The following is a 23,795-nucleotide window of genomic DNA, read 5'->3' on the forward strand; positions in this document are numbered from 1 at the left end:
GGGGAATGTCAGTTGGTGGCGGGGCTTTCGCCGGAGGCCCACGGCTGGGAGGAGACGCGCACGACGCCCTGACAGCGGGCGCAGACGCGCCCTGCCGCGTCCATCAGCTTCGCGGAGGCGAAGACGGTGGACGGGCCGCCGTTGTCGATGACGGCCTCCACCCGGAGGTGGTTGCCGGTGGCGGGGCGCTCGAAGCTCATGGACAGCTGGACGGTGGCGCAGCGGCGGGTGGGGTCCCGGAGCGCCGGGGTGCAGCCGATGGCGAAGTCGAAGAGGGCGGAGAGCACGCCGCCGTTGACGGCGGAGGCCCCCAGGCCGCCCCGGTGCTGCGGCTGCACCTCCGGAAGCTCCACCACCACCATGCGCCCTTCGGGGAAGGACATCCGGGCGCCGAAGTGGCGCAGGGTGAGGCTCTGGTTGAACAGCTCCGCGAAGCGATCGAGCTGGGCCTGGGACGGGGGGGACGGGGTGTCGGACATGGCGGGTGGGCCTCTTTATATCCCACGCTCCTGCCCGTCCCGGGAGCGGACGGCCCTGCGGGCGCCAGGGATGGCGGAAGACCCGGCACCGGCGTGCGAAAGACGTTAGAAGACGGGGTTCTTTCCCCGGTGGAAACCCCCGTGAACGCCCACGAAACCGCCCTCCTCGAAGACCTCAACCCGCCCCAGGCGGAAGCCGTGCTTCACGGCGACGGCCCCCTGCTCGTGCTGTCGGGCGCCGGCAGCGGCAAGACGCGCGTCATCACCCGCCGGGTGGCCCATCTGGTGAAGGTGCGCCGCGTCTTCCCCTGGCGCATCCTGGCCGTCACCTTCACCAACAAGGCCGCGCGCGAGATGCGCGAGCGCCTCACCCAGCTCCTGGGCGGGCAGGCCAACGACCTGGTGGTGAGCACGTTCCACTCGGCCGCGGCCATGATCCTGCGCCGCGAGGCGGAGGCCGTGGGGCTCACCCGGTCCTTCGTCATCTACGACGACGGCGACCAGCTCAGCCTGGTGAAGCGCGCCATGCGCGACACGGGCGTGGAGCCGGTGATGCAGCCGCGTGAAATCCTGCACCGCATCGACCAGGAGAAGAACGCCGCGCGGCTGCCGGAGGACATGCGCGTGGAGCAGGAGGACATCCGCGGGCAGATCGTCAAGCGCGTGTACGCGGGCTACCAGAAGCTGCTGCGCGCGGCGAACGCGGTGGACTTCGGGGACCTGCTGCTCCTGCTCGTGAAGCTCTTCCGCGACCGGCCGGACGTGCTGGACCGCTACCGCACGCGCTTCACGCACGTGCTGGTGGACGAGTTCCAGGACACCAACCCCGTGCAGTACGCGCTCTTGCGCCAGCTTGCGCCGCCGCCGTCCGCGAACCTGGTGGTGGTGGGCGACGACGACCAGTCCATCTACCGCTGGCGCGGCGCGGACGTGGACAACATCCTCCAGTTCCCCATGCAGTACCCGGGCGCGAAGGTGGTGAAGCTGGAGCAGAACTACCGCTCCGACCAGAACATCCTCACCGCCGCGCATGAGGTCATCTCCAAGAACCCGCGCCGCATGCAGAAGAAGCTCTGGAGCGAGCGGCCCAAGGGGGAGAACCTGGAGCTGCTGCTGCACCGCGACGAGCGCGCGGAGGCGCAGGAGGTGGCCCGGCGCATCCTGGCCGTCCAGCGGGAGGGCTTCATCAAGTTCTCCAGCATGGCGGTGTTCTACCGGACCAACGCGCAGAGCCGCGTACTGGAAGAGGCGCTGCGCCTGGGGCGCGTGCCGTACCAGCTGGTGAGCGGACGCAGCTTCTACGACCGCGCGGAGGTGCGCGACGCGTCCGCGTACCTGCGGCTGATGGTGAACCCGCGCTCGGACGCGGACCTGTTGCGCGTGCTCAACGTGCCGGCGCGCGGCATTGGCGACACCACCGAGGAGCGGCTGACGGACTTCGCGAACGAGCAGGGCCTGAGCCTCTACGAGGCCCTGGGCGAGCGCCACCGCATCCCTTCCCTCAACGCCACCGCGCAGAAGCGGCTGGGCGGCTTCCACCAGCTGCTCCAGTCGCTGCACGCCTTCTCGCTGACGACGAAGGACGCGGCGGGCGCGGTGGACCAGATGCTGAAGGAGTCGAAGCTCGTGGAGACGCTCGTCGCCGAAGGCAGCGACGAGGCGCTCACCCGCGCGGAGAACCTGAAGGAACTGCTGGGCGCGGCGCAGGAGTTCGACCTCAAGCGCGCGTCCGACATGGTGGCCATCGCGGCCGCGGTGGAAGCGCGTGAGGAGGAGGCGCCGGAGGGCGTGGACTCCGCGCCGCTCACCGCGGACGTGCCGCCGCTGCAGGCCTTCCTGGAGCAGATCAGCCTGGTGGGCGAAGCGGACGCGGAGGTGAGCGAGGGCCGCGTGGCGCTGATGACGCTGCACGCGGCCAAGGGACTGGAGTTCGACGCCGTGTTCCTCACCGGCCTGGAGGAGGGCGTCTTCCCGCACTCGCGCGCACTCAAGAGCGAGGATCCCGACGGGGGCGAGGAGATGGCCGAGGAGCGCCGGCTCTGCTACGTGGGCTTCACCCGCGCGCGCAAGCGGCTCTTCGTGAGCCTGGCGCAGTGCCGCTCCCTCTTCGGCGAGCTCAAGTACAACCCGCCCAGCCGCTTCCTCGCGGACGTGCCGCAGGCGCTCTTCGGCTTCAAGGAGAACGACCTGCCGCCCCCGCCGCGCGCCGCCGCCATGCCGCAGCGCCGCCGGAACTGGGACGACGACGAGACGGGCCCGCGCGTGGACCGCAGCTATTCGCAGGCGTCATCCGACATGGACGGCGTGAGCGGCGACGTGCGCGGCATGCGCGTGCGGCACGAACAGTTCGGCTCCGGCCGAATCGTCGCCGCGGAAGGGTCCGGCCCCAACGCCAAGGTCACCGTGGAGTTCGGCGGGACCGTGGGCCTCAAGCGCGTCATCGCGCGCTTCCTCATCCCGGGTTGAGGGCCGGGCGGATCCGGTGTCGATAGTCGTTTCCAGTATCCATGTGACCGGAAACCTGGTCGGCCGGTGTACGGATTGACTTCCTAACGCTTCCCCATTGGGATGACCTCCAACGAACGGAGGCGCTTCCCCCCATGGCGCGACGTCGACGATGGAAGAGTTCCGCGCTGCTCGCGGCCTCCTTGAGTTTCCTGAGTGCCTGCGAAGGCCAGATTTCTGACGCGGCGAATCCGCGCAATCCTGGCCCTGGCGGCACGAACAATCCTCCCCCCGCGGGTGTGGAGCAGCCGGCGCGCTCGGTGCGCGTCGCGCGGCTGACGCATGCGCAGTGGGTGGCCAGCGTGAAGGACCTGCTCAAGCTGGACGCGGCGCCCACGACGCTGGCGCAGTCGTTCCGTGCCGACCCCTCCCAGAGCGGCTTCCTCTTCGACAACGACGCTCGCGCGCTGTCGGTGGACGAGGCGCTGTGGGGCGCCTACCAGCGTGCGGCGGCGGACCTGGCCGGGCAGGTGGCCACGGACGCGACGAAGCTGGGCAAGCTGCTTCCCGCCGGCAGCACCACGGACGAGACGCGCGCCAAGGCGTTCGTGGAGTCCTTTGGCCTGCGCGCCCTGCGCCGCCCGCTGACCGCGGACGAGGTGGAGGCGTACCTGGTGCTGTACCGCCAGGGCCCGAAGGCGTACCCGACGATGGCCGCGTTCCAGGGCGGCCTGCGGATGGTGCTGGAGGGCTTCCTCCAGTCGCCCCTGTTCCTCTACCGCGTGGAGCGCAGCACGCAGGCGGCGGACGGCAAGGTGCCGCTGGACGCGTTCGAGGTGGCGTCGCGGCTGAGCTACTCGCTCTGGAACTCCATGCCGGACGACGCGCTGTTCGCCGCCGCCCGCGAGGGTCTGCTGGCGAAGCGCGAGGGCGTGGCCGCGGAAGCGCGCCGGATGATGGCGGACCCCCGGGCGCGCGACGTGGTGGACGCGTACCACCAGGCCGTCTTCGACGTGCCCCGCTACGCGAGCATCCGGCCCAACACCACTCGCTTCCCCAACGTCACCGCGAAGCTGTCGGAGTCCGCGGCGAAGGAGAACACGCTCTTCGTCCAGGACGTCGTCTTCGGACGCAAGGGGCGCTTCGCGGACCTGCTCACGTCGCGCGACACCTTCGTCAACGACGAGCTGGCGCGCATCTACGGCCTCACCGGGACGTTCACCGCGGACTTCGTGCCGGTGGCGCTGGACGGGGCGCAGCGCCGGGGCGTGCTCACCCAGGTGGGCTTCCTCGCGTCGCATGCGACGTCGGTGGACCCGGACCCCATCCACCGCGGCGTGTTCCTGTCGGAGCACCTGCTGTGCCAGAAGATTGGCGCGCCGCCGGCCAACATCCCCGCGCTGCCCGCGCCCAACGGCCGCACCAACCGCGAGGTGGTGTCGTCGCACACGGAGGCGCCCGGCACGGTGTGCGCGTCCTGCCACGCGACGCTCATCAACCCGCTGGGCTTCCCCTTCGAGAACTTCGACGCCGTGGGCGGCTACCGCACGACGGACAACGGGCATCCGGTGGACGCCGCGTCGACGCCGGGCATCGGCGGACAGAAGGTGTCTGTGAAGGACGCGCTGGACATGGCGGACGCGCTCGCGAACGCGCAGGCGGTGCACGAGTGCTACGCGCGCCACTGGGTGGAGTTCCTGAGCGGACGCCCCGTGGCGGAGGAGGACGGCGCGCTGGTGGCGCGGCTGGGCAAGCTGTCGCAGGCGGGACAGCTGCCCATCGTGGACCTGGTCGTCGAAGTCGTCACGGGCGTGGGCTTCGTGAATCGCCACCCGGAGGAGCTGCCGTGAAACTGAGCCGTCGACACGTGTTGCAGGGCCTGGGTGGGGCCATGTTGGGACTGCCGGTGCTGGAGGGGCTGTTGCCCCGCAAGGCCCAGGCGGCGGAGGCGGGCGCGCTGCCCTTCGCCATCTTCCTGCGCCAGGCGGATGGCGTGGCCGCCGCGCAGAGCACCTCTGAACTGGGCAACGAGCCGGAGCGCTTCTGGCCGGAGCCGCTGGGCAACCTCTCCACCACGACGCTCGCGGGCAAGTCGCTGGTGGAGCTGGCGGACCACCGCGCGCGCCTGCTGGTGGTGCGCAACGTCAACATGAAGGACTACAACTACGGGGACGGCCACGCCCGGGGCGCCATCCAGTGCCTCACCGCGCGGGGCCCCGCCGTGGAGGGCGTGGGCGGCGACTCCGAGGCGTCCGGTGAGTCGCTGGACCACCGCATCGGCCGCGAGCTGAACCCGCAGAAGCGCGACTCGCTCTACCTCTACGCCGGGCAGGCCGGCGGATGGCTGGGCGGCCCGTGCATCTCCCACCGGGGCAGCGCGACTCGCAGGGCCGCGCTGCATGATCCGTGGCTGGCCTATCAAACGATGGTGGGCGGCCCCGGAGGCCTCACGCCGGAGGCGCGCGAGCAGCTGCTGGTGCGCCAGAAGAGCCTCAACGACCTGGTGTCGGGCCAGCTGAAGGCGCTCCAGTCGCGGCCGGAGCTGAGCAGCACGGACCGGCAGCGCCTGGACCTGCACCTGTCCAACGTGCGCGACCTGGAGGTGGCGTTGAGCTGCCGCGCCCGCGCGGACGAGGAGCTGCGGCTCCAGCAGCAGGCGCCCGGCTACAACAGCACGGACGGCGACGAGGTGCTGGCCACGGTGCGGCTGCACATGGACATCGCGGTGCTGGCGGTGGCGTGCGGCACCACGCGCTCGGTGGCCATCCAGGTGGGCAACGGCAACGACAGCGCTACGCGCTACCGTGACCCCACGACGGGGCAGCTGATGGAGAACTTCCACTACATCTCCCACCGCCGGACGTCGCACGACGCGTCGGGCGGCATCATCGCGGGGTCGGATGTGCTGCACTCGCGCGTGGACGCGCAGTTCGCGCAGACCTTCAACTACCTGCTGGACCGGCTGGCGGCGTACACCCTGCCGGACGGCAAGAAGCTGGTCGACCAGGGCGTGTCCGTCTGGTTCAACGACCTGGGCAACGGGCCGGCGCACTCGGCGCGCCACATCCCCTTCATCCTGGCGGGCAGCTGCAACGGCTACCTCAAGCAGGGCGTGGCGGTGACGGCGGCCGGCGGCAACGCCAACCCCAACCTCAACAAGATGCTCAACACCATTGGCACCGCGGTGGGCCTGAAGAACGCGGCCGGGGGCGCGCTGGACGACTTCGGCGACCCCACGCTGCCCAAGGGCCTGCTGACGGAGTTGCTGGCGTAAGCGCGCCGTTGACCCGATTTGCCTCCGCCTTTCCTCCTTTGTTTTCGAACAGAGGAGGAAGGGATGTTCCCAGCAATCCGCAAGGCCTTCACCGCGTCGCTCGCTTTTGTCTCCCTGCTGTCCGCCGGTCCGGCGGCGGCGCACGGCTCCATGGAAGTCCCCCTGAGCCGTGTCTACGGATGTTTCAAGGAAGGGCCGGAGAGTCCCAAGTCCGCCGCGTGCAAGGCCGCGGTGCAGGCCGGTGGGACGCAGGCGCTGTATGACTGGAACGGCGTCCGGCAGGGCGCCGCCAATGGACGTCACCGCGAAATCATCCCCGACGGCAAGCTGTGCAGCGCCGCCAATGAGAGTCACAAGGGGTTGGACCTGGCGCGCTCGGACTGGCCGTCCACGCTCATCACCCCGGACAGCAGCGGCCGCTTCGAGTTCGTCTTCCACGCCACCGCGGTGCACGCCACGGGCTACTTCCAGCTCTTCGTGACGAAGGAGGGCTACAACCCGGCGCTGCCCCTGAAGTGGTCGGACCTGGAGGCGTCGCCCTTCTGCAACGTCACCAACGTGTCCGCGGTGAACAACCGCTACCGCCTCAACTGCCCCTTCCCGGCGAGCCGGACGGGCTCTCACGTCATCTACGCCATCTGGCAGCGCGCGGACAGCCCGGAGGCCTTCTACGCCTGCACGGACGTGAAGTTCAGCAACACGCCGCCCCCGCCGGTGGTGTGGAAGGAATTGGGCCAGGTGCAGGCGCGTGAGGACCTGCCCAAGTCCAGCAAGGTGACGTTCCGCCTCTTCGACAGCGCGGGCCGCGACGCCGAGTCGTATCCGCTGACGCTCGACGCGGCCACGCCCGCGGCCACGTGGATGTACCGGCTGGCGCAGCAGGTGAACGCGGGCTCCAGCCGCGTGCAGGTGGGCGTGCTTCAGACGACGGGCAGCGTGACGCCGGTGCAGGACGCGCTGGGCAACCGCGTGTACGCGAAGGAGACGGGCTACTCGTACCAGGTGGACATCGAGAAGCCGTCCACCGGCGGCGGCAGTGACGGCGGCACGGATGGCGGCACCGGCGGGACGGCGCAGTACACGTACCCCGCGGGCATCGACAACTACACGGCCGGCACGCTGGTGAAGGGCACGGACGGGTTCATCTACCGCTGCAAGCCGTTCCCGTACTCTGGCTGGTGCAAGGGTGTGGCGTCGTACTACGCGCCGGGCACGGGCATCGCCTGGCAGGACGCGTGGGAGCTCGCCAACTAGGCCCGCCAGGCTTCACGGGGGCCCCGCCTCCACGGTGAAGGTCACCTCGCCCCGGGGGGGAATCTGGATCCTCCGGGGCGTGAAGCGTGGGCCCTCGTCCGGGTCCGCCGCACGGGCATCCAGCACGTACTCGCCGGGTTCGATGCCCCGGACGACGAGGGTGCCCTTCGTGGTGACCTCCTGGTAGCGGATGCTCGGGATGGGCCCCACGTCCTTCAGATAGATGAGCGCGAGCAGGGGTTTGCCGTTCCGGTCCTGGGCCATGATCCGCACGGTCGCGGCCCGGTCCAGGGCCACGGTGAGCGTGTCCGTGCGGGCCGTCACCTCCTGTTGGAAGGGACGCGTGCTCCGGCTCCGGAGCTCCAGGGTGAAGGGCGGGGGCGGCAGTTGCGACAGTGTGTAGACGCCGTCGCGAAGGGAGACGTTCCGGGGACGCGCCGTCATGCGAGCGATGTCGGTATCCGCAGGCTGCGTGATCGTCGCCCGGAAGGATTCCAGGTCGGAGAGGGCTTCACCTGTCTCCGCGTCGTGGATGGCAAGCCGAAGCGCCCAGCCCGGGTCGAGCGTCAGCACGCCCAGGTCCAGGTCCACGCCCTCCGTCAGGTTCAAGGCGCGCTCCAGCGGCATGAAGCCGGGGGCCACCACGCTCAGGAGTGCCGGGCCCGTGGCGTCGAAGGGAAACTCGAAGGCCCCGTCCGGCCACTCCGCGGGCTGCGCGAAGTTGTGGAGGTCCGCGCTCTTCACCTGGAACGAGGTGACGGCCTGGCCTCCCGGTTCCACGACACGGCCGCGGACGCGTCCGTCGCGCTCCAGCACGAGTCGGAGTGGCTCCGCGTTGGAGTCCACCCAGAGGCCGCCTTGCTCCGCGAGGGCTTCGCCCCCCTGGGAGCGTTTGGGGCGGAAGGTGTAGCCCGGCAGGTAGGCCCACAGGGCGTAGCGGGGAGCCACGAGCCCGCGCAAGGTGAAGCGTCCGTCCGGGCCCGTGCGGAGGCCCGAAGGCCCGTCGGCATAGACGTCGCGCCACTCCGATGAAGCGCTCTCGGGGAGGTCCGCGGAGAGCTCCACGCCCGCGAGCGGCTGGCCCGCCCCATCCACCGCGATGCCGGAGCGCTCGCGGCCTGCTTCCAGGCGCAGGGACACGTCCAGGTGCTCATGCCCCTGGAACGCGATGGGCTGGGACACCGGGGTATCCATCAGGTCTCCCCGGACGACGGCGCCCAGGAGGTATGCGCCCGGGGCAATCCCTTGCAGGTGGAAGCGGCCCTGTTCATCCGTCACGTTGTTGCGCGGCGCTTCGTCTGGCGCAGGGGCCTCGTCGGATTCCTCCGCGTCCTTCCACAACGTCACGATCGCCCCCCGCAGCGGCAGCCCCCGCGCATCGGTGACGGTGCCGGACACGGAGGCGCCCCGGTCCAGCACCACCACGACGTCCCGCGAAGGGACCCGCACCTCGATGGAGTGACTCTGGAAGGACGGCTCCTCCACGGACAGCTGTCCCGTCCCCGCGCGCTTCACGTCCAGGACGAAGTGCCCGGTGGCATCCGAGCGCTGGGCGCCGCTGGCGTTGATGTCATCCCTGTCTCCCAGGTTGCCGGAGAGCTCCAGGAGGATGCCCTCGAGCGGAGCGCCCGAGGTGTCGACGACGCGGCCCTCCACGCTCTTCGCGCGCTTCAAGGTGAAGTCCAGGGGCGTCATGCCCTGCTGGAGCCGCTGCGCGTGGACCTCCACGTCCAGGGAGTGGGGCGCGAGGACCCGGAAGGTATGCGGTCCCGGGCGCGTGGGCCCCAACTGGTAGCGGCCCGCGGCGTCCGTCACGGTGTCCGCCTCGGCGGCGAGCGGACCGCCGTCCTCCCGGTAGGTCTCCACGCGCGCGTTCGGAATGGGCTGGCCCGCGTCGTCGCGCACCGTGCCTTCGACGAACACGCCAGGCTGGAGCCGCAGCTCCAAGTGCTCCAACGGAGGTGTCACCTCCAGCGTGGCGAACGCGCCATCCGCCTCGGCGGTGAGCTGGTGGGGGACGGCGGGCGCGGTGAACCGGAAACGCCCCGTGGCGTCCGTCGTGGTGCGCTGGGTGGACGCCGTCGCGGTGTCGCCTTCGAGGAGGACCTGGATGCCCGGCACTGGCGCGCCATCCGCGGCTACGACCTGCCCCGCGAGGGAGCGCGAGCGCGCGAGCACCACGGTCGTCATGGCCTCGCGCGAGCCGAGCTTCGGATGGAACCACGAGGACCGGCCCTCCGCGGTGACGAGGGCGGCGTAGTCCCCCTGGGGGAGGGGCCCCACGATGAAGCGCCCTTCGGCGTCAGTGGTCGCATCGAAGAAGCGCGTGTGCCAGCGCGAGACGAGCGTCACCCGCGCCTCCGGGATGGGCGTCTTCCGGTCCGTGTCCATGACGGTCCCCTGGAAGGGGATGCCCTGCTGCTCCAGCGTCAGCTCCACGTCGGTCGAGCCCACCGGCACGCCGCCCTGCGACACCGCGCCCGTGTCGCCCAGGGCCCAGAGCGTGACGTTGCCATCGGGCAGTCCCTCCAGCACGAAGCGGCCCTCCGCGTCCGTGGCCGCCTCCGCGAACACGAGGGCTTCACCGTCGCGGGCCTCCACGGCCTCGCCCTGCATGCGCTCGGAGTCGAAGGTGCACGCGTCGCTCTTGAGGACCGGAGCCCGCGCGTCGTCCTGGCCCGTGGGGGAGGGGCAGGGCCGCTCCGACAGCGTGACCCCGGGCTCCACTCGGGAAGCGGACACGCGCACGCCCGCGGCCGGGCCGTGGGTCCCCAGCACGTGGCCCGCGATGCGCGCGGTGCCCGAGGGACGCGGTGGCGTGGTCACCCGGGAGGCACGCGCCACGGTCCTCGCGGAGGCGGCTCCGGTGGACGGAGCCGCGTCCTTGCCGGACGAAGGGGCCTGGGTGTTCCACAGCAGGAACGCGAGCAGCGCGAGGACGGCCAGCGCGCCGCCTCCCAGCCAAGGCTTCCATCCCCCATGTCTGGCATTCCCCATGTGAGACAGGATAGCGGGGCCCTGTGCCGTGCGTCAGCGCACCAGGGGCATCCACACCGGCTTCACGTCGTGGGACAGCGTGCCTTCGGCGGGCACGTCCAGCTCTTCGCGGTGGATCCGGTCCTTGTCGCGGTTGGCCACGATGACGGTGTAGTGGCCCGCGGGAACGCGGCGGAACGTGATGGACGTGCCGGTCCATTGCTCCTGGGGATGTTGCTGGAGGCTCAGGTGTTCGAAGGCCCTGGCGCTGTCGGGCGCGGGCGCCTGGCCGGGCAGCAGGAACGCGGTGTCGACGTCCTCCGGCAGCCGCAACGTCACGGTGGCGCCGGTGCCCAGGGCGTCGAAGGTGAGGGTGACGTCGCCGCTGGGAGGAATCCGGACGCTGCGGGCAGGGAAGACGGTGCCGTGCGGCCCGTTCTCCATCCAGGCGTTCACCGTGTAGAGCCCCGGGGGAATGGCCCTGAGCGTGAAGTCTCCCGGGCCGGCGTAGCGCTGGGTCGTGATGCCGTCGGCGCGCGTGAAGGTGAGCTGGGCCTCCACGGGTTTGCCCTGCGCGTCGCGGATGTGGCCCTTCACACGGGCGCCGGAGTCGAGCGCGAGGGTGATGCTGTCCTCCTCCGCGCCCACCGTCGCGCGCACCGGCAGGTGGAGCTGGGTGTCCACCTCGAGCGTGAACGCCGGGGTGGGCAGGTGCTCCAGCAGCATCACGCCGTCCTTCCGTGGCACCGCCCCGGTCGCTGGGAGGTAGGGAGGACCGTCGACGACGCCCTCTCCGTGGATCCGATAGCCGATGGCCACGGTCGCCCACTGCCCCGAGTCCGCGCGCACGCGTCCGGTGAACGGCTCGCCCGTCGAGGCATCGCGCAGCAGCACCCGCACCGTCCTTCCCTGCGTCAGCGTGAGCGTGCCCAGGTCCAGGTCGTTCTCCCCGTCCGGCGTGACGGTGCGCTCCACCGCCGCGAAGCCCATGGAGCGCACCACGAACCGCTGGGGTCCGGTGGCCTCGTCAAGGGGCTGGTCGAAGTGGCCATCCGGGTTCGTGTACCGGCGGCCGTTCACCTCGAAGAACTCCATCTTCGCGCCACCCTCCGCCACCACCTGACCCCGCACGTGCGGGGTGCGCCGCAGCACCAGCCGGACCTCCGCCGTGTCGCTGCCCACCACGGCGGTGTTGTCCTCTCCGGGACGGATGCCCCGCGAAGAAGCTGCGTCGATGACGTGCTCTGGCAGCTTCGCGGTGAGCACATGGCGGGCCGCGCTCAACGCGCGGAGGGTGAAGCGGCCTTCGGCATCCGTGCGGACGCCCTCCGGGAACACTCCCGTCCTGGATGGCTCGCCGAGGTAGCGGGGCCGGTCCGCGTCCAGGACCTCCGCGCGGACAGCGACACCGGGCAGTGGCAGGCCCTGGGGACTCACGACGATGCCTCGCAGGACCCGGCCTTCCTCCAGTCGCAGCGTGACGGACGGCGCTTCGCCCGCCTGGACCTCCAGGGGTTGGGAGGCGTGCACGTCCACGGCCCGTCCTGCAACCCTCGCCTCCGCCACGTACCTGCCGGGAGGCACACCCTGGAGCGTGGCCTGGCCCCGCGCGTCCGTGACCCCTGCGTGGTCGGACTCACCGCGAGCGTCGCGCTTCCAGAGCGTCACCCGGGCGCCGCGCACCGGCGTGTCCACCGCGCTCAGAACGGAGATGGACACGCTGACACCCCGGCGCAGCACCAGCTGCGCGTCGCGCGACGGAAGCTCCACGGCGAAGCGCTGAGGGACGAAGGTCGCGTCGTCGACGCCCAGCCACGCGGCGCCTGCTTCCGCCGCGTCCAGGACGAAGCGCCCGGCTTCGTCCGTCACGGTGTGATCCGTGACGACATCCTCGTAGGGACCCGACACAAGACCCGGATGGAGCTGGACCTCGCGGCCCGCGAGCGGCTGGCCCGCTTCATCGACGACGACGCCCTCCACGCAGATGGCATGGGGCAGGGTGAAGTCGAGCGTCTCCTCCGTTTCGCCGAGTTCCTGGTGCTCGGGCTCCACGTCGACGTGGCGCACGGCGCGAGCCGCCACGAAATGCGGCAGTCGGAAGAGCGGGCCCAGCCGGTAATGGCCCCGTGCATCCGTGACGGTCTGCCCGCGCGGGGACGGCGCGTTCGCATCGTCGAGATCCGCCAGGACCCGGGCGCCGGGAATCGGGCTTCCGCGCTCATCGCTGACGGTGCCCTGGAGGAACATGCCGGGCCCGAGCGTGAGGAGGATGTCCTCGCGGGGCTCCGTCCTGAGATGGGCCAGACCGTCATGCGACGCCGTCTCCGCGAAGAGCTGGGCGGGCGCGCCTTCATACGAACCGAGGGAGAAGCGCCCCTGCGCATCCGTGAGGGTGGTGCTCCATTCGGGCTCGGCGCTGGGGGTGTAGAGCCGGACGGAGACGCCGGGGGCGGGGGCTCCCTGCTGCGTCACCACCGTGCCCGCGTATTTCACGGGGGGGTCCAGGATGAAGGTGCCCTCCTCCAGCGGATCCTCGCGCCGGAGCAGGAGCGGGCTGAATCCCGGGGCCGTGATGAGGAGGCCATAGTCGGCCGATGGCACCGGCCCGATGCGGAAGCGTCCGTCCGCGCCGCTGGTCGCGGGAAAGAAGCGCGTGTGTTCGTGGGAGAAGACGGTGATGCGGGCGTCCACGATGGGCGTGCGTTCCTTCGAACCGTTCAGGACGACGCCCTCGAAGAAGAGCCCCTCGTCGAGCGCGAGGACCACGTCCTGCTGATTCGTCGCCACGTCAGGACGCATCGCCACGTTCTGGCCGCTGGAGGCCTGGAGCGTGACCGCGCCCTCGGGAAGTCCGTCCAGGACGAAGGAGCCATCCTCTCCGCTGGTGGTCTCCGCGATGGTGGGGGCTTCTCCCTCGCGCCGGTCCACCTGATCCACCAGTTCGTCGAAGGCTTCGTTCCAGCACTGCATCAGCCGGGGCGGAGGTGCACCTGCATCCAAAGGCGCGCTGTCGGAAGGAGGGCAGGAGCGCTCCGACAGCGTGACCTCCGGCTCCGCGCGGGACGCGGAGACGTGCACACCCGCGACAGGACCCCGCGCATCGCGCACGACACCGGTGATGCGCGGGCTGCCAGTGGAGGTGGCGGAAGCCTGTCCCGTGCGGAAGCCGGTGAAGAACCCGGAGCCGGTGGAGGAGCCCCGGGCCGCGGTACCCGAAGCGCCCGCATGTCCGCGCAGGACGAAGAAGGCCACGAACAGCAGGCCAGCGACGACCGTGAACGCGAACCCGGCTGCCCATTTCCCCCTGCGCATGCGCTGCGTCTCCCGAAGTGCGAAGGCGCAGGATAGCCGTTCGCCTGACTCAGCGGTTCGGGGTGGGCAGCAGCAGCGTGACGGTTTCCTGCCGCGCATCCAGGACCACGTCCGTGGAAGGCCCGCCCGGCCTCAGGGTGACGGACATGATGATGGGCGTGAAGGGCAGTCCCTCCACATTGGCGCCACCCTCCGTGTCGAGGTTCCCGAAGAACGGATCGGGGCGCAGCCCCGTGTACGAGCGGTCATCGCTGTCGCTCGGGCCAATGACAACGGGGGCGCCCACCAGGGGGGCATGTGTCGCTTCGTCCAGGATGACGAAGCGCGTCTTGCGGCTTCGACGCATCACCAGGGTTCCCAGGTCGATGTCCTGGCCGGGACTCACGACGAAGTCCCGCTCGAGGTCGAAGAAACCCTTCGCCATCACGGTGACCTGTCCAGGGCCATCCTTCAGCAAGGGGAACTCGACGGCGCCGGCAGGCGCGGGCACCCGGTGGTTCCATCCCCAGACCTCGCTGGGAAGGGGCATTCCGTCTTCGCTCACGACCTGTGCTCGCAACCAGGGGCGCTCCTGCAGGACCAGGCGGACGTCTTCCGCTCCCGCCATGACCACCAGTGCGGTCGGCTTGGAGGTTCCCCCCCCCGAGCGAGCGGGAACGAAGGCATGGCCCTCCTTCCATGCGACGAGTTGATAGGCCGGGTCCATCAGGTGATTGAGGACGAAGTGGCCATCCTGCCCGGAGAGGACACCTCGCTCTCGATCGGCGTCACAGCTCGGGGAACCGATCCGCCACGCGGGAGCCTCCTCCAGGGAGAAGCAGGCCTGGACCCGCACACCGGCCAATGGCTGTCCGTCGGTGTCGACCGTCAGCCCCTTCACCGTGCGACCTTCCTCGAAGCGAAGCGACACGGTGGCTTGCGAGTGCGCTTCCAGTTTGATGGGCCGCGACACGGAGTGTTCGATGCCAGGGGTTTGGAGCCTGGCCTCCAGGATGTAGTGTCCTGCCGTCAGCCCCGTCGCGGAGAAGGCGCCTTCGCTGTCCACCGGGAGGGAGCGGGGGGCTTCAACCCGTGGCGAGGTGTCCCAGAGCTGGACATCCACGTGGGGCAAGGGCGCTCCCTTCGCATCCACGACCCTTCCGGCCACGGAAGCTCCTCGGCTGAGGACCACGCGAACTCCCGACGACGGGAACTCCACGGGTTGCTCCACGGAGGAGAAGTCCTCGGACCTGGCGAAGAGGTAGCCCGATCCCTCTGCCGCGATGTCCAGGATGAAGTGGCCGGTGTCGTCCGACCGGGCCTCCGTTTCTCCGATGAAGTCACTTTGCATGGCGCCCCCGGGGCCCTTGAAGAGGCTCAACCGGATCCCTGAAAGAGGGGTGCCTTCTGTGTCGACGACCCAGCCTTCGACCGAGCCCGTTCGCTGGAGCGTGAAGTTCCACGGTCCCGGATGCGGTGCGCGAAGGTCGACCTCCTCGTTCCTGTTTCTGTATCGAGCCCGCAGCAACCGGAGATTCATGGCGGCCTGGGGCAGCGGTCCCAGCTTGTAATGGCCTGATGTATCGGAGAGGGCTTCTGGAGAGGGCTTGTCTCCCAGCGGGGAGTCTCCCGCCTGCAGGAGCACACCCTCCAGGGGCCTGCCCCGCTCATCGCTCACCGTGCCCTCCATGAACGTCACGGGCTCCAGCCGGAACACGACCTTCGCCGGGGGTGTCACCCGGACATCTCCGAAGGCGGTCTCATCCCGGTTCCAGGCCCAGAGGGTGGCCGGACTCCCAGCGACGTCCTCGAAAATGAAATGGCCCTGCGCATCGCTCTGCGTGGACTGGGTATCGTCCGTGACGCCTGTGGAGAAGACGTGGACGGTGACACCGCTCGCGGGCTGTCCCTCCGTTGTGAGTACCAGGCCCTCGAGCTGGACCTGCTTCTGCACCTCCAGGGTCACGTCCTCGTCGGTGTCGAGCCAGACGGAGTCTCGGAAGGCGGTCGTCCGCCACCCCTGCGCACTCACGACCCTCAGGTATCGGCCCGGTGGCAGGGGCCCGATGCGGAATCGCCCCTGCGCATCCGTGAGCGCGTCGAAGAAGCGGGACTGCGCCTCGAGGACCCCTGTCACCCGGGCACCGGGAATGGGAACCCACGTGTCTTCATCCACCACCGTGCCAGAGAGGAAGATGCTCGCCTCCTGCATCAGCGAAACGCCCGTGCTTCCCGCTGGCACCTCCGGCCGCATCGCCGTGCCCCTGTCCCCCTGGGCCCAGAGGGTGAAGGCTCCGCCGGGCAGGCCATCCAGAACGAAGGTGCCATCGTCCGCCGTCACCGTCTGCGCGAACACGGGTGCTTCGCCCTCGCGGGCTGCCACGAGCCGCGCGAGCTCCGAGCCCCGTTCGCGAAAGCAGCATTTCGTCAGCCACGTCTTCCCGGCGCAGGAAGACCGACGGGACTGGAGGTCCGATGCGCAGGCGCGCTGCGACAAGGTGTCCGCATCCACGCGGGACGCGGACACCCGCACGCCCGCGACAGGCCCCTGCGCATCGAGCACGACGCCCACGATGGTCAGCGAGCCTTCCGCATGCGTGGTCAACGGCCGTGCGAAGCGCGCTCCAGCGCTCACCGCATCCGCATTCCGCGGTCGCGTGTTGGCGGAGGAGTCACGGCCTCGCGACTCCCGGAAGAACACCCCGGCCACGCCCAGTGCCAGGACGAGCAATGCCGCCCACCACCCCAGCTTCCTCGCGCGCATGCACCGCCAGGATAGCAGCGTGCGTCAGGGCGTGGCGAAGCCCACCGCGTGCGCCTCCACGCCCTCGGGAGACGGCTCCTCACGGAACGCGACCCAGGCCTCGCGCTGGGAGTGGCGCGGCACGTACGCCAGCACGAACTCCGCCTCTTCCTTCGGCGCGTGGCCGCCACGCGGCGCCACGCGCACGTGGACCTCTTCCGCGGCCGTGTCGCCGTGGTTCGTCACCGTGACGGGCACCCGCCACTCGCGGGCGTTCGCGGCGGCCACCGGTGTGCCCACCTGCACGGTCAGGTCCGGCGGGCCGCTGCCCGTCGTCCACGCATCCACCGCCAGGTAGCCCAGCACCAGCGCCACGAGCACGCAGCTCGACACGAAGACGACACCCTCCAACCAGTTCCAGTTCGTCCTCATGATTGGATGAGCAATCTCCCCGCCGACGCGCCCAGCGTCGACGCCAGTCCCAGCACGACCACCTGCGCCGCGCAGACGCTCAGGCCGTTGCCGCTGAACCGGCCGAAGAACCACAGCACCAGTGCGCTCGAGATGAGCGCGATGGCGTACGTGACGACCGTGCCCGCCAGCACGTCCCGGCGCAGACGGCGGCGCGTGAAGCGGTGCGCGCGGGTGAAGTCACTCTGGAAGAGGATGAGCCCGCCCAGCAGCAGCGACAGCACGGCGAGCCCCAGCAGGCACCAGGGTTGCGTCTCCACGGCGATCATCACGATCTCCTCCGTGGGCGCCACGTTGGCCGCGAACAGCACCGCGCCGCAGAACGCGATGACCAGCTGTCCGGGGACGTGATCCGCGGACTCCAGCCGCTTCTTGTCCTCCTTTTCGTTCTCCGCGCGGTGCTGGCCGCCCAGCTGCGCGGTGCCCACCGACACGCCGATGGCCACCGTGGCGGCCTCCACCACCACCATGCCCACTGCTTCCTGCAGCGACGTGCCCCGGCCAATGCGGCCAATGAGCACGAGCACGGCCAGGGACACGAGCAGCCCCAGCCCCAGCTCCTCCAGCGAGTCCGTGAAGACGTCGAACCAGCACACGTCCCGGCGGAAGCCGCCGTAGCGGTTGTACCCGAGCAGCAGCACGTAGGTGGCCACCAGGTAGCCCAGCACGCTGCCCGGATGGGACGTGAAGCCCGCCCACCACACCTCCATCGTGTAGAGCAGCGGCAGGCTGAAGAGGAGACCTCCCGCGATGCCCCGGCCGTACTCGCGCAGGGACTCCGGCACCGGTCGGCGGCGGCGGGGCGCGTCGGCTGGGAGGGCGTCGGCCATGACGGCCAGAGTCTAGGTTCGCTTCCTGGGGAGGGAAGTCTCCCTCGCACGGAATGCCGCTCAAGCGGACGCTCTTCCTCATTCCAGCCGACGGTTGAGCCCGTGCATGACGCGCAGGTGCGGCAGCGTGAGGACCGCCAGGAAGATGAACAGCACGGGCAGTGGATCCGCCGTCCGTCCCGTGACGCGCCACATCAGGGCGAGCAGTCCCAGCCCGCCCAGTGCCAGCGCGGTGAACGGCAGCGCCTTGAGCCACGTGTGCAACAGGTCCCGCCCGTCGAGGTAACGGTGGATGGACCGGAGCGAACGCCACGCATGCCAGCCGCCGAAGTAGAGCGCGAACGCCAGGAGCAGCGGCAGGAAGCAACCTGATGCCAGCACCGCCGCCCATCCCGGCAGCCACCGGTCACGGCGGGCGAGCGAAGGGCCATGCCATCCGACCATCAACGTCAACCACCCGAGCACCAGGAGCAACGGACCGGCCACCGAGACGGCGTCGTGCCACAGCGCCATCGTAGGCGCGTGGTGGTGGGTGAGCCGCTCCAGCAGCGGCGTCACCTCGGCCGAGTGCGTGAGCAGCAGGAGCGCCAGCACGAAGCCGCCCACGAGCAGCCGAGCGAGAATCCATCGGACGGTGAGCGGCGTGCCCTCCAGGTCCGCATCCCCGAAGTGCCACGCGGACACGAGAAGGAAGAAGCCCAGGCTCCACGCGGGAGCGACGCGCCACGCGAGCGCATACAGCGCCATCGTCAGCACGTAGCCCACCAGGAAGCGCCCGAGCGAATGCGTCAGGCCCTCACGGCGTGCGGTCTCCTGGACGATGAGGTGATCCACGGCGCCATGGGGAATGCCCACCCCGAGCATCAGCACCGCGAAGACGCTCCACTGCACGGCGGGAGGCAGCTCCCCCGCGAGCCTCCGCCACAGGACGAGCCCCGCGCCCATGGCCACCACCAGCCCGAGCGCCACCGTGTCGCCGCGAGCCCTCATGTGCCCACGCCTCGCGCGAGCTGTCCCAGGAACGGTGCGAAGGGCAGGCGAAGGATGAGCGCCAGTTCCTCCCGGAGCGAGGTGTCCTCGTCCAGGAAGCGGAGGATCCGGGGCAGGGGCACCTTGTCGAACATCGCCGCGAGCACCCGGATGCCCGTCGCGGGCTCCCGGGCGAAGAGGCCGAGCAGGAGCTGATCATAGAACCGGAACCGCCCCGTGGTTGAGGGCCACGCCGGTGTCGTTCCTGTTACCGCGTGCCGCGCGAGCTGCTCGCTGTCCCGGTGGATGCGCTCGAAGGCATAGCCCGTGGAGGCCTTCACCATGCCCGCCGCCGTGCCGATGAGCGTCTCGCCCGCGGGTCCCGCGCGAGTGAAGCGGCGGTCCGTCATGGGGATGCGTCCCACCTCCAGGCCCGTGACGGTGAAGGGCACCGATGGAAAGCGCCGCCGCAGGTAGTGCTCCAGCAGGGCGTCGTAGTGCGCGGTGGCGTAGACGTCCTTGGAGAACGCGGTGACCTCCACCAGCGCCTGCGTGGGCGTGAACGGCAGCACGTACGCGAAGCGCAGGTCCGACCCCGGCAGGGCGAAGTCCATCAGCGTCACGGCGCGGTCGTCGAAGACGGGACGCTTCATGTGGACGAACCAGCCCCGGAAGTGCTGCCACAGGTGCGTCCGTTCCGGGCCGGACGCGGGAGGAACGCGGCTGCTGAAGACCTGCCGGGCACGCCACGGTCCGCCGGGACCCGTGAGCGTGAAGCCATCCGGCTCGCGGGTGAGGGTGTCCACGGTCGTGCGGACCCGGGTGACGTTGCGGTGCGCGGGCAGGAACTCGTCCTCGAAGAAGGCGAAGAAGCGGTGGCCCGGGATGTAGTGGTAGCGGTAGGGCGCCAGGGCCAGGCGCAGGTCGAGCCCGGGCGCGTGGAAGGCGAGCGCGTCCCAGGACTTCGCGATGAGGAAGTCCAGCGGATGCGGCTCTCGGCTCCAGAAGCACCAGGAGCGCGACAGCATCTCCGCTTCGTCGAGCATGAGGATGTCCAACGCCTCGCCACGTGGCTCGCGGGACAGTGCGTGCAGGAGCTGAAAGCCCGCGCAGCCCCCTCCCACGATGGCGACGTCATGACAGCGGGTGGAGGCGTGGGTGGGCATTCCGGAATCCCGTCAGTGCAGCGAGGACCTGGAAGGGAGATGGGCGCCCGACGGACACCGGACAATCCCCGCCGCGCCCGGGGACGAGCCGTCGCCCGGCGGGGCTATAGTCGCCGCCGCCCATGACCGAGCGTCCCGCCCAATACATCCTCACGCTGTCGTGTCCGGATCAGCGCGGCATCGTCCACGCGGTCTCCGGCTGGCTTGCCGAGCACGGCTGCAACATCCTCGACAGCGCCCAGTACGGCGACCCGCAGACGCGGCTGTTCTTCATGCGCGTGCACTTCGCGGATGAAGAGGGGAAGGCCGAGCACGCCGCCCTGCGCGAGGCCTTCGGGGTGCTCGCGCAGCGCTTCTCCATGGAGTGGCACCTGCACGACGCGGCGGAGAAGCCCCGGGTGCTGCTGATGGTCTCGAAGATTGGCCACTGCCTGAACGACCTGCTGTATCGCTACCGCAGCGGCATCCTGCCGGTGGAGATCCCGGCCATCGTTTCGAACCACCGGGACTTCTACCAACTGGCCGCCTCCCACGACATCCCGTTCCACCACCTGCCGGTGACGGCGGACAACAAGGCGAGGCAGGAGGCACGTCTGCTGGAGCTGGTGCGCGAGCAGCGCGTGGACCTGGTGGTGCTCGCCCGCTACATGCAGATCCTCTCCGCGGAGACGTGCGAAGCGCTGCGCGGGCGGCTCATCAACATCCACCACTCGTTCCTGCCCAGCTTCAAGGGGGCGCGGCCGTACCAGCAGGCCTACGACCGGGGCGTGAAGTTGATTGGCGCGACGGCCCACTTCGTCACGGGCGACCTGGACGAGGGACCCATCATCGAACAGGACGTGGAGCGCGTGGACCACACGCTGTCGCCCGAGGCCCTGACGGCGATGGGGCGCGACGTGGAGAGTGTGGTGCTGGGCCGCGCGGTGACGTGGTTCGTGCAGCACCGCATCCTGCTCAACGGCCACAAGACCGTCGTGTTCCGCTAGGGCGACAAGGCGGGGCACGCGGCGCCCACGTCGAGCACGTCCGCGTCGTGGTGCACCTGCACCGCGCCGGACGCCTCCAGGTGGCGCACGAACAGCGAGCCGAAGACCTCCGCGTTGCCGCTCAGGTTGAGCTGGGCCTGGGGCGCATAGAGGTTGCCCGCGAGCGTGCTGCCCGCCGAGATGTCCAGCGCCTGCGTGCCCGCGACATAGACGCGAACCCGCGAGGGCAGGGCGGCGGAGCCGAGCGTGAGCTGGCCGGACACGATGAAGCCCCCCGCGAGGAAGAGGTCCAGTTCGCCCGGAGGCTGCACGTCCACGGTGAGCGCCTCCACCAGATCCACGCCGCCAGGGACGAACAGCGCGGTGCGGCCCCGGATGCGCAGCGTGGCGTGTCCAGGGCCTGCGATGCGCGTGAGCAGGAAGCGGCCACAGGGCAGCTCCAGCACGCGCTCGCCGGTGACGTCCGTCAGCGTCGCCGGGTCCAGGCCGATGACCGCGTTGTCGTTGTCCACGGTGTGGTGGGCGATGAGCGCGGCCGGGTCGAAGCGGGAGCCCTCGGCGCAGTCGCAGGGAATGACGGCGGGCACGGGCTCCCGGCGCAGCTCGGCGGCCTGGGCGGAGCCGGGGGAGAACTCTGGGGGAACGGTGAGCACGCCGCCCACGGTGAGCGCGGCGAGCGCCACGTCCCCGTTCACCCGCGCGTCACCGGCCACGGTGGCGGACGTGCCCGGACCGGAGAGGGGACCGTTGCTGTCCAGGCTGCCGCCAACACCCAGGGGGCTGCTGAGCTGGACGCCGCCCACCTGGAGTGAGCCGCCCACCGTGACCCGGTCGTTCGCGGACAGGCCGCCGTTCACTCCCACGTCGCCGCCCGGGCCACCGGGCGCGTAGGGGCCCACCGAGCTCCGGAACGCATCCACGGTGAATGGCGCGCTGAGGGACAATCCCTCGCAGGAACACGCCGCGCGGCGGAACAGGGTCTCCGCCAGCCGGCCGCTACACACCAGGGGCCCCGCGGCCGGATTCCCCAACAGGAGCGGAGGCCCACTGTCCGCGCAGTGCGCCGCCCATTCATCCGGAACGCCGCCCCCCGCGTCGGGCGAGTGCAGCGTGGCCACCGGGTCGCTCACCGTGCACGCGGCGCCCAGCATCGCGGCCCACGGCACGAAGCGCACGATGCCGCGCCTCATGGAGGCGACAGCTCCCGAAGCCGCGCGCGTGACGCCGCGCTCAGCGGCGAGTCCGGGTGCAGCGTCAGGAACTCACCCAGCGCCCGGGCCTCCGCCGCCGCGTCGCCCAGGGCACGGTGGGCTTCCGCCACGCCGTGGCGCGCTTCCGGATCCAACATGCCACCGGGTTGCAGTCGCACCGCGTCCTGGAACTGGCGCAGGGCGCCTCGTGCATCACCCAGGTGCTCCAGCCGCAGCGCCCCTGACGCCACGCGCGCGACGTACGCGGCCAGCGACGACGGCTCCGCGCGGATGACGCGCAGGTACAGCCCTTCCGCTTCCTTCCACTTCCCCGCCGAACGAAACGCGTTGGCCTGCCGCAGCAGGTCCTCCGGCTTCGACGACTCCTTCACCGCGATGCTCGGCCGCAGGGGCCGCGGATGCTCGATGGCGAAGGGCTCGGGCGGAGCCGACTTGGGGGGCATGGGCACCGGCTCCAGCGTGGCCAGTTGCGCCGGCTCTGGCACGGCCGGCTTCAGCACCACCGGGGGCGGCTGCGCGGGGCGCGAGTAGCGCCACACGGCGGCTGCCGCGGCCCCCGTGAAGACGAGCGCCGCGCCCGCCATCAACCACACGGGCGGCCGCTTGCGTCTTCGCGGGGGCTCCGGCGCTTGCTGGAGCGCCGCGTCCAGCGCCGCCTGGACGAGCGCGCTCGAACGCTGCCGGGACAGCCGCCGCGCGGGTCCACTGCCGTCATCCAGGGGCCGCAGCAGGTCGTCCAGCGGCTCCGCGTCACCGTCGTCGGGGGAGCGGGGGCTCATGACGACTCCCCCTCTGGCGTCTCAGCGTCCGCGGCCATCGCGCGCAGGGCGGTGCGTCCCAGGCGCAGCCGGCTGCGCACGGTCTCGAAGGGGACGCCCAGCTCTGTCGAAATCTCCTGCACGCTCAATTCCAGGACGTGGTGCAGCACCAGCGCGTGCCGCTGTTCCGTCGACAACCTGTCCAATAACGACACCAGGTGACGGCGATGCAGGTATTCGTCCGCCGGCGCTTCGTCGGACGGCACCGCCAACAACTCCACCGGGTCCTCACTGTAGCGGGCCTCGCGGCCGCGTGAGCGCTTGAGCCACGCGAACGTGGTGCGCACCACCACCCGGTCCACCCAGCCGTGGAAACGCCCGTCGCCGCGATAGGTGGGCAGGCCCCGCACCAGCGCGATGAGCGACTCCTGGGCGATGTCCTCCACGTCCGAGTCCCCCCGCACCAGGTAGCGCACCAGGTTGCGCACCCGGGGCAGCAGCTCCAGGAGCAGGGACTCGGTCGCGTCGCGCTGTCCGCGCATGGCCGCCATCAGCCGGGCGTCCTCGCCACGGGGCGCGACGGTCGCATGTGAGCCCGAGCTCCTCATGTCCGGCAAGGAGGAGGGGCGCCGCGAAATCGGGTCATCGGTGCTCACGGAAAAATCACCATCCCCACTCCCAGTCGGGGACGCACGGACGCGCCGTCCTCCCGGAGCACGAAGCCGCCATCCACCGCGTAGCCCAGCCGCGGCCGCCCCAGGAGCACTTCACCCGACAGCGCCGCCTCCAGCGCGAGCGCTGGCCGCAACCGCCACGCCACGCGCACCGCGGGCCCCACGACGAAGGCCGCCACCCTCCGCGAAGCCGCCGGCTCCACCTCCGCGGCCCGAGCCTCCGTGCGCCGCCAGAAGCCCGCGACGCCCGCCCCCAGGCCCACCGTGC

General features: G+C 70.6%; 16 protein-coding genes and 1 pseudogene. 5 read left to right on the plus strand and 12 right to left on the minus strand.

Annotated features, from left to right (window positions below; translation table 11 throughout):
• Positions 1-8: 8 nt before the first annotated feature.
• The gene (locus D7X32_RS31300; RefSeq protein WP_120606237.1) at positions 9-479 is read right to left on the minus strand and encodes a PaaI family thioesterase; all 471 of its coding nucleotides are present in this window, start codon (positions 477-479) and stop codon (positions 9-11) included.
• Positions 480-620: 141 nt separating this feature from the next.
• Between D7X32_RS31300 and D7X32_RS31305 the strand changes: the two genes are divergently transcribed.
• From D7X32_RS31305 to D7X32_RS31320, 4 genes are all read left to right on the plus strand, one after another.
• Positions 621-2,945, plus strand: coding sequence for an ATP-dependent helicase (locus tag D7X32_RS31305; protein ID WP_171448068.1), 2,325 nt, complete (start codon positions 621-623; stop codon positions 2,943-2,945).
• 134 nt (positions 2,946-3,079) lie between these two features.
• Positions 3,080-4,774 carry a DUF1592 domain-containing protein gene (locus tag D7X32_RS31310; RefSeq protein ID WP_208752595.1) on the plus strand — a complete coding sequence of 565 codons (1,695 nt, stop codon included), beginning with the start codon at positions 3,080-3,082 and terminating at the stop codon, positions 4,772-4,774.
• A complete protein-coding gene (locus D7X32_RS31315; protein WP_120606239.1) occupies positions 4,771-6,198 on the plus strand; it encodes a DUF1552 domain-containing protein in 1,428 nt (475 codons plus the stop codon). The genes D7X32_RS31310 and D7X32_RS31315 overlap by 4 nt, the downstream gene beginning before the upstream one ends.
• Before the next feature lie 63 nt (positions 6,199-6,261).
• A complete protein-coding gene (locus D7X32_RS31320; RefSeq protein ID WP_120606240.1) occupies positions 6,262-7,452 on the plus strand; it encodes a lytic polysaccharide monooxygenase auxiliary activity family 9 protein in 1,191 nt (396 codons plus the stop codon).
• Between the two features lie 12 nt (positions 7,453-7,464).
• Here the strand turns inward: D7X32_RS31320 and D7X32_RS31325 are convergent, their stop codons facing one another.
• The 7 genes from D7X32_RS31325 to D7X32_RS31355 form a co-directional block, all read right to left on the minus strand.
• Positions 7,465-10,449: a carboxypeptidase regulatory-like domain-containing protein gene (locus D7X32_RS31325; protein WP_120606241.1), complete on the minus strand. Its 2,985-nt coding sequence runs from the start codon at positions 10,447-10,449 to the stop codon at positions 7,465-7,467.
• Positions 10,450-10,482: 33 nt separating this feature from the next.
• A complete protein-coding gene (locus D7X32_RS45645) occupies positions 10,483-13,740 on the minus strand; it encodes a carboxypeptidase regulatory-like domain-containing protein (protein WP_158625796.1) in 3,258 nt (1,085 codons plus the stop codon).
• Positions 13,741-13,789: 49 nt separating this feature from the next.
• Entirely contained in the window at positions 13,790-16,483 is a 2,694-nt protein-coding gene (locus tag D7X32_RS31335) for a carboxypeptidase-like regulatory domain-containing protein (RefSeq protein WP_120606242.1), read from the minus strand.
• A 24-nt stretch (positions 16,484-16,507) separates the two neighbouring features.
• On the minus strand, positions 16,508-16,894 hold the full coding sequence (locus D7X32_RS31340; protein ID WP_120606243.1) for a hypothetical protein: 387 nt from the start codon (positions 16,892-16,894) through the stop codon (positions 16,508-16,510).
• Positions 16,891-17,763, minus strand: a complete 873-nt coding sequence (locus D7X32_RS31345) for a TIGR02587 family membrane protein (protein ID WP_120606244.1) — start codon at positions 17,761-17,763, stop codon at positions 16,891-16,893. The genes D7X32_RS31340 and D7X32_RS31345 overlap by 4 nt, the downstream gene beginning before the upstream one ends.
• Positions 17,764-17,841: 78 nt before the next feature.
• Positions 17,842-18,753 (minus strand): Brp/Blh family beta-carotene 15,15'-dioxygenase, encoded by a 912-nt coding sequence (locus tag D7X32_RS31350; RefSeq protein ID WP_120606245.1) that lies wholly within the window; start codon positions 18,751-18,753, stop codon positions 17,842-17,844.
• Entirely contained in the window at positions 18,750-19,898 is a 1,149-nt protein-coding gene (locus D7X32_RS31355; protein ID WP_120606246.1) for a lycopene cyclase family protein, read from the minus strand. The genes D7X32_RS31350 and D7X32_RS31355 overlap by 4 nt, the downstream gene beginning before the upstream one ends.
• A gap of 122 nt (positions 19,899-20,020) precedes the next feature.
• On the opposite strand from D7X32_RS31355, the gene purU reads away from it, so the two are divergent.
• Complete coding sequence (gene purU / locus D7X32_RS31360; RefSeq protein WP_120606247.1) at positions 20,021-20,884, plus strand: formyltetrahydrofolate deformylase; 864 nt, start codon at positions 20,021-20,023, stop codon at positions 20,882-20,884.
• Here purU and D7X32_RS31365 read toward each other — a convergent pair.
• From D7X32_RS31365 to D7X32_RS45650, 4 genes and pseudogenes are all read right to left on the minus strand, one after another.
• Complete coding sequence (locus tag D7X32_RS31365; RefSeq protein ID WP_120606248.1) at positions 20,881-22,074, minus strand: DUF7305 domain-containing protein; 1,194 nt, start codon at positions 22,072-22,074, stop codon at positions 20,881-20,883. The two genes, purU and D7X32_RS31365, sit on opposite strands and share 4 nt — an antisense overlap.
• Positions 22,071-22,874, minus strand: coding sequence for a tetratricopeptide repeat protein (locus tag D7X32_RS31370; protein ID WP_120606249.1), 804 nt, complete (start codon positions 22,872-22,874; stop codon positions 22,071-22,073). The genes D7X32_RS31365 and D7X32_RS31370 overlap by 4 nt, the downstream gene beginning before the upstream one ends.
• Positions 22,871-23,404: an RNA polymerase sigma factor gene (locus D7X32_RS31375; RefSeq protein ID WP_120606250.1), complete on the minus strand. Its 534-nt coding sequence runs from the start codon at positions 23,402-23,404 to the stop codon at positions 22,871-22,873. Before D7X32_RS31375 ends, D7X32_RS31370 begins: the two co-directional genes overlap by 4 nt.
• 101 nt (positions 23,405-23,505) lie before the next feature.
• Positions 23,506-23,795 (minus strand): annotated as a pseudogene (locus D7X32_RS45650) (hypothetical protein); the annotation flags it as partial.

It is taken from the genome of Corallococcus carmarthensis, assembly GCF_003611695.1.
Classification (GTDB): Bacteria; Myxococcota; Myxococcia; order Myxococcales; family Myxococcaceae; genus Corallococcus; species Corallococcus carmarthensis.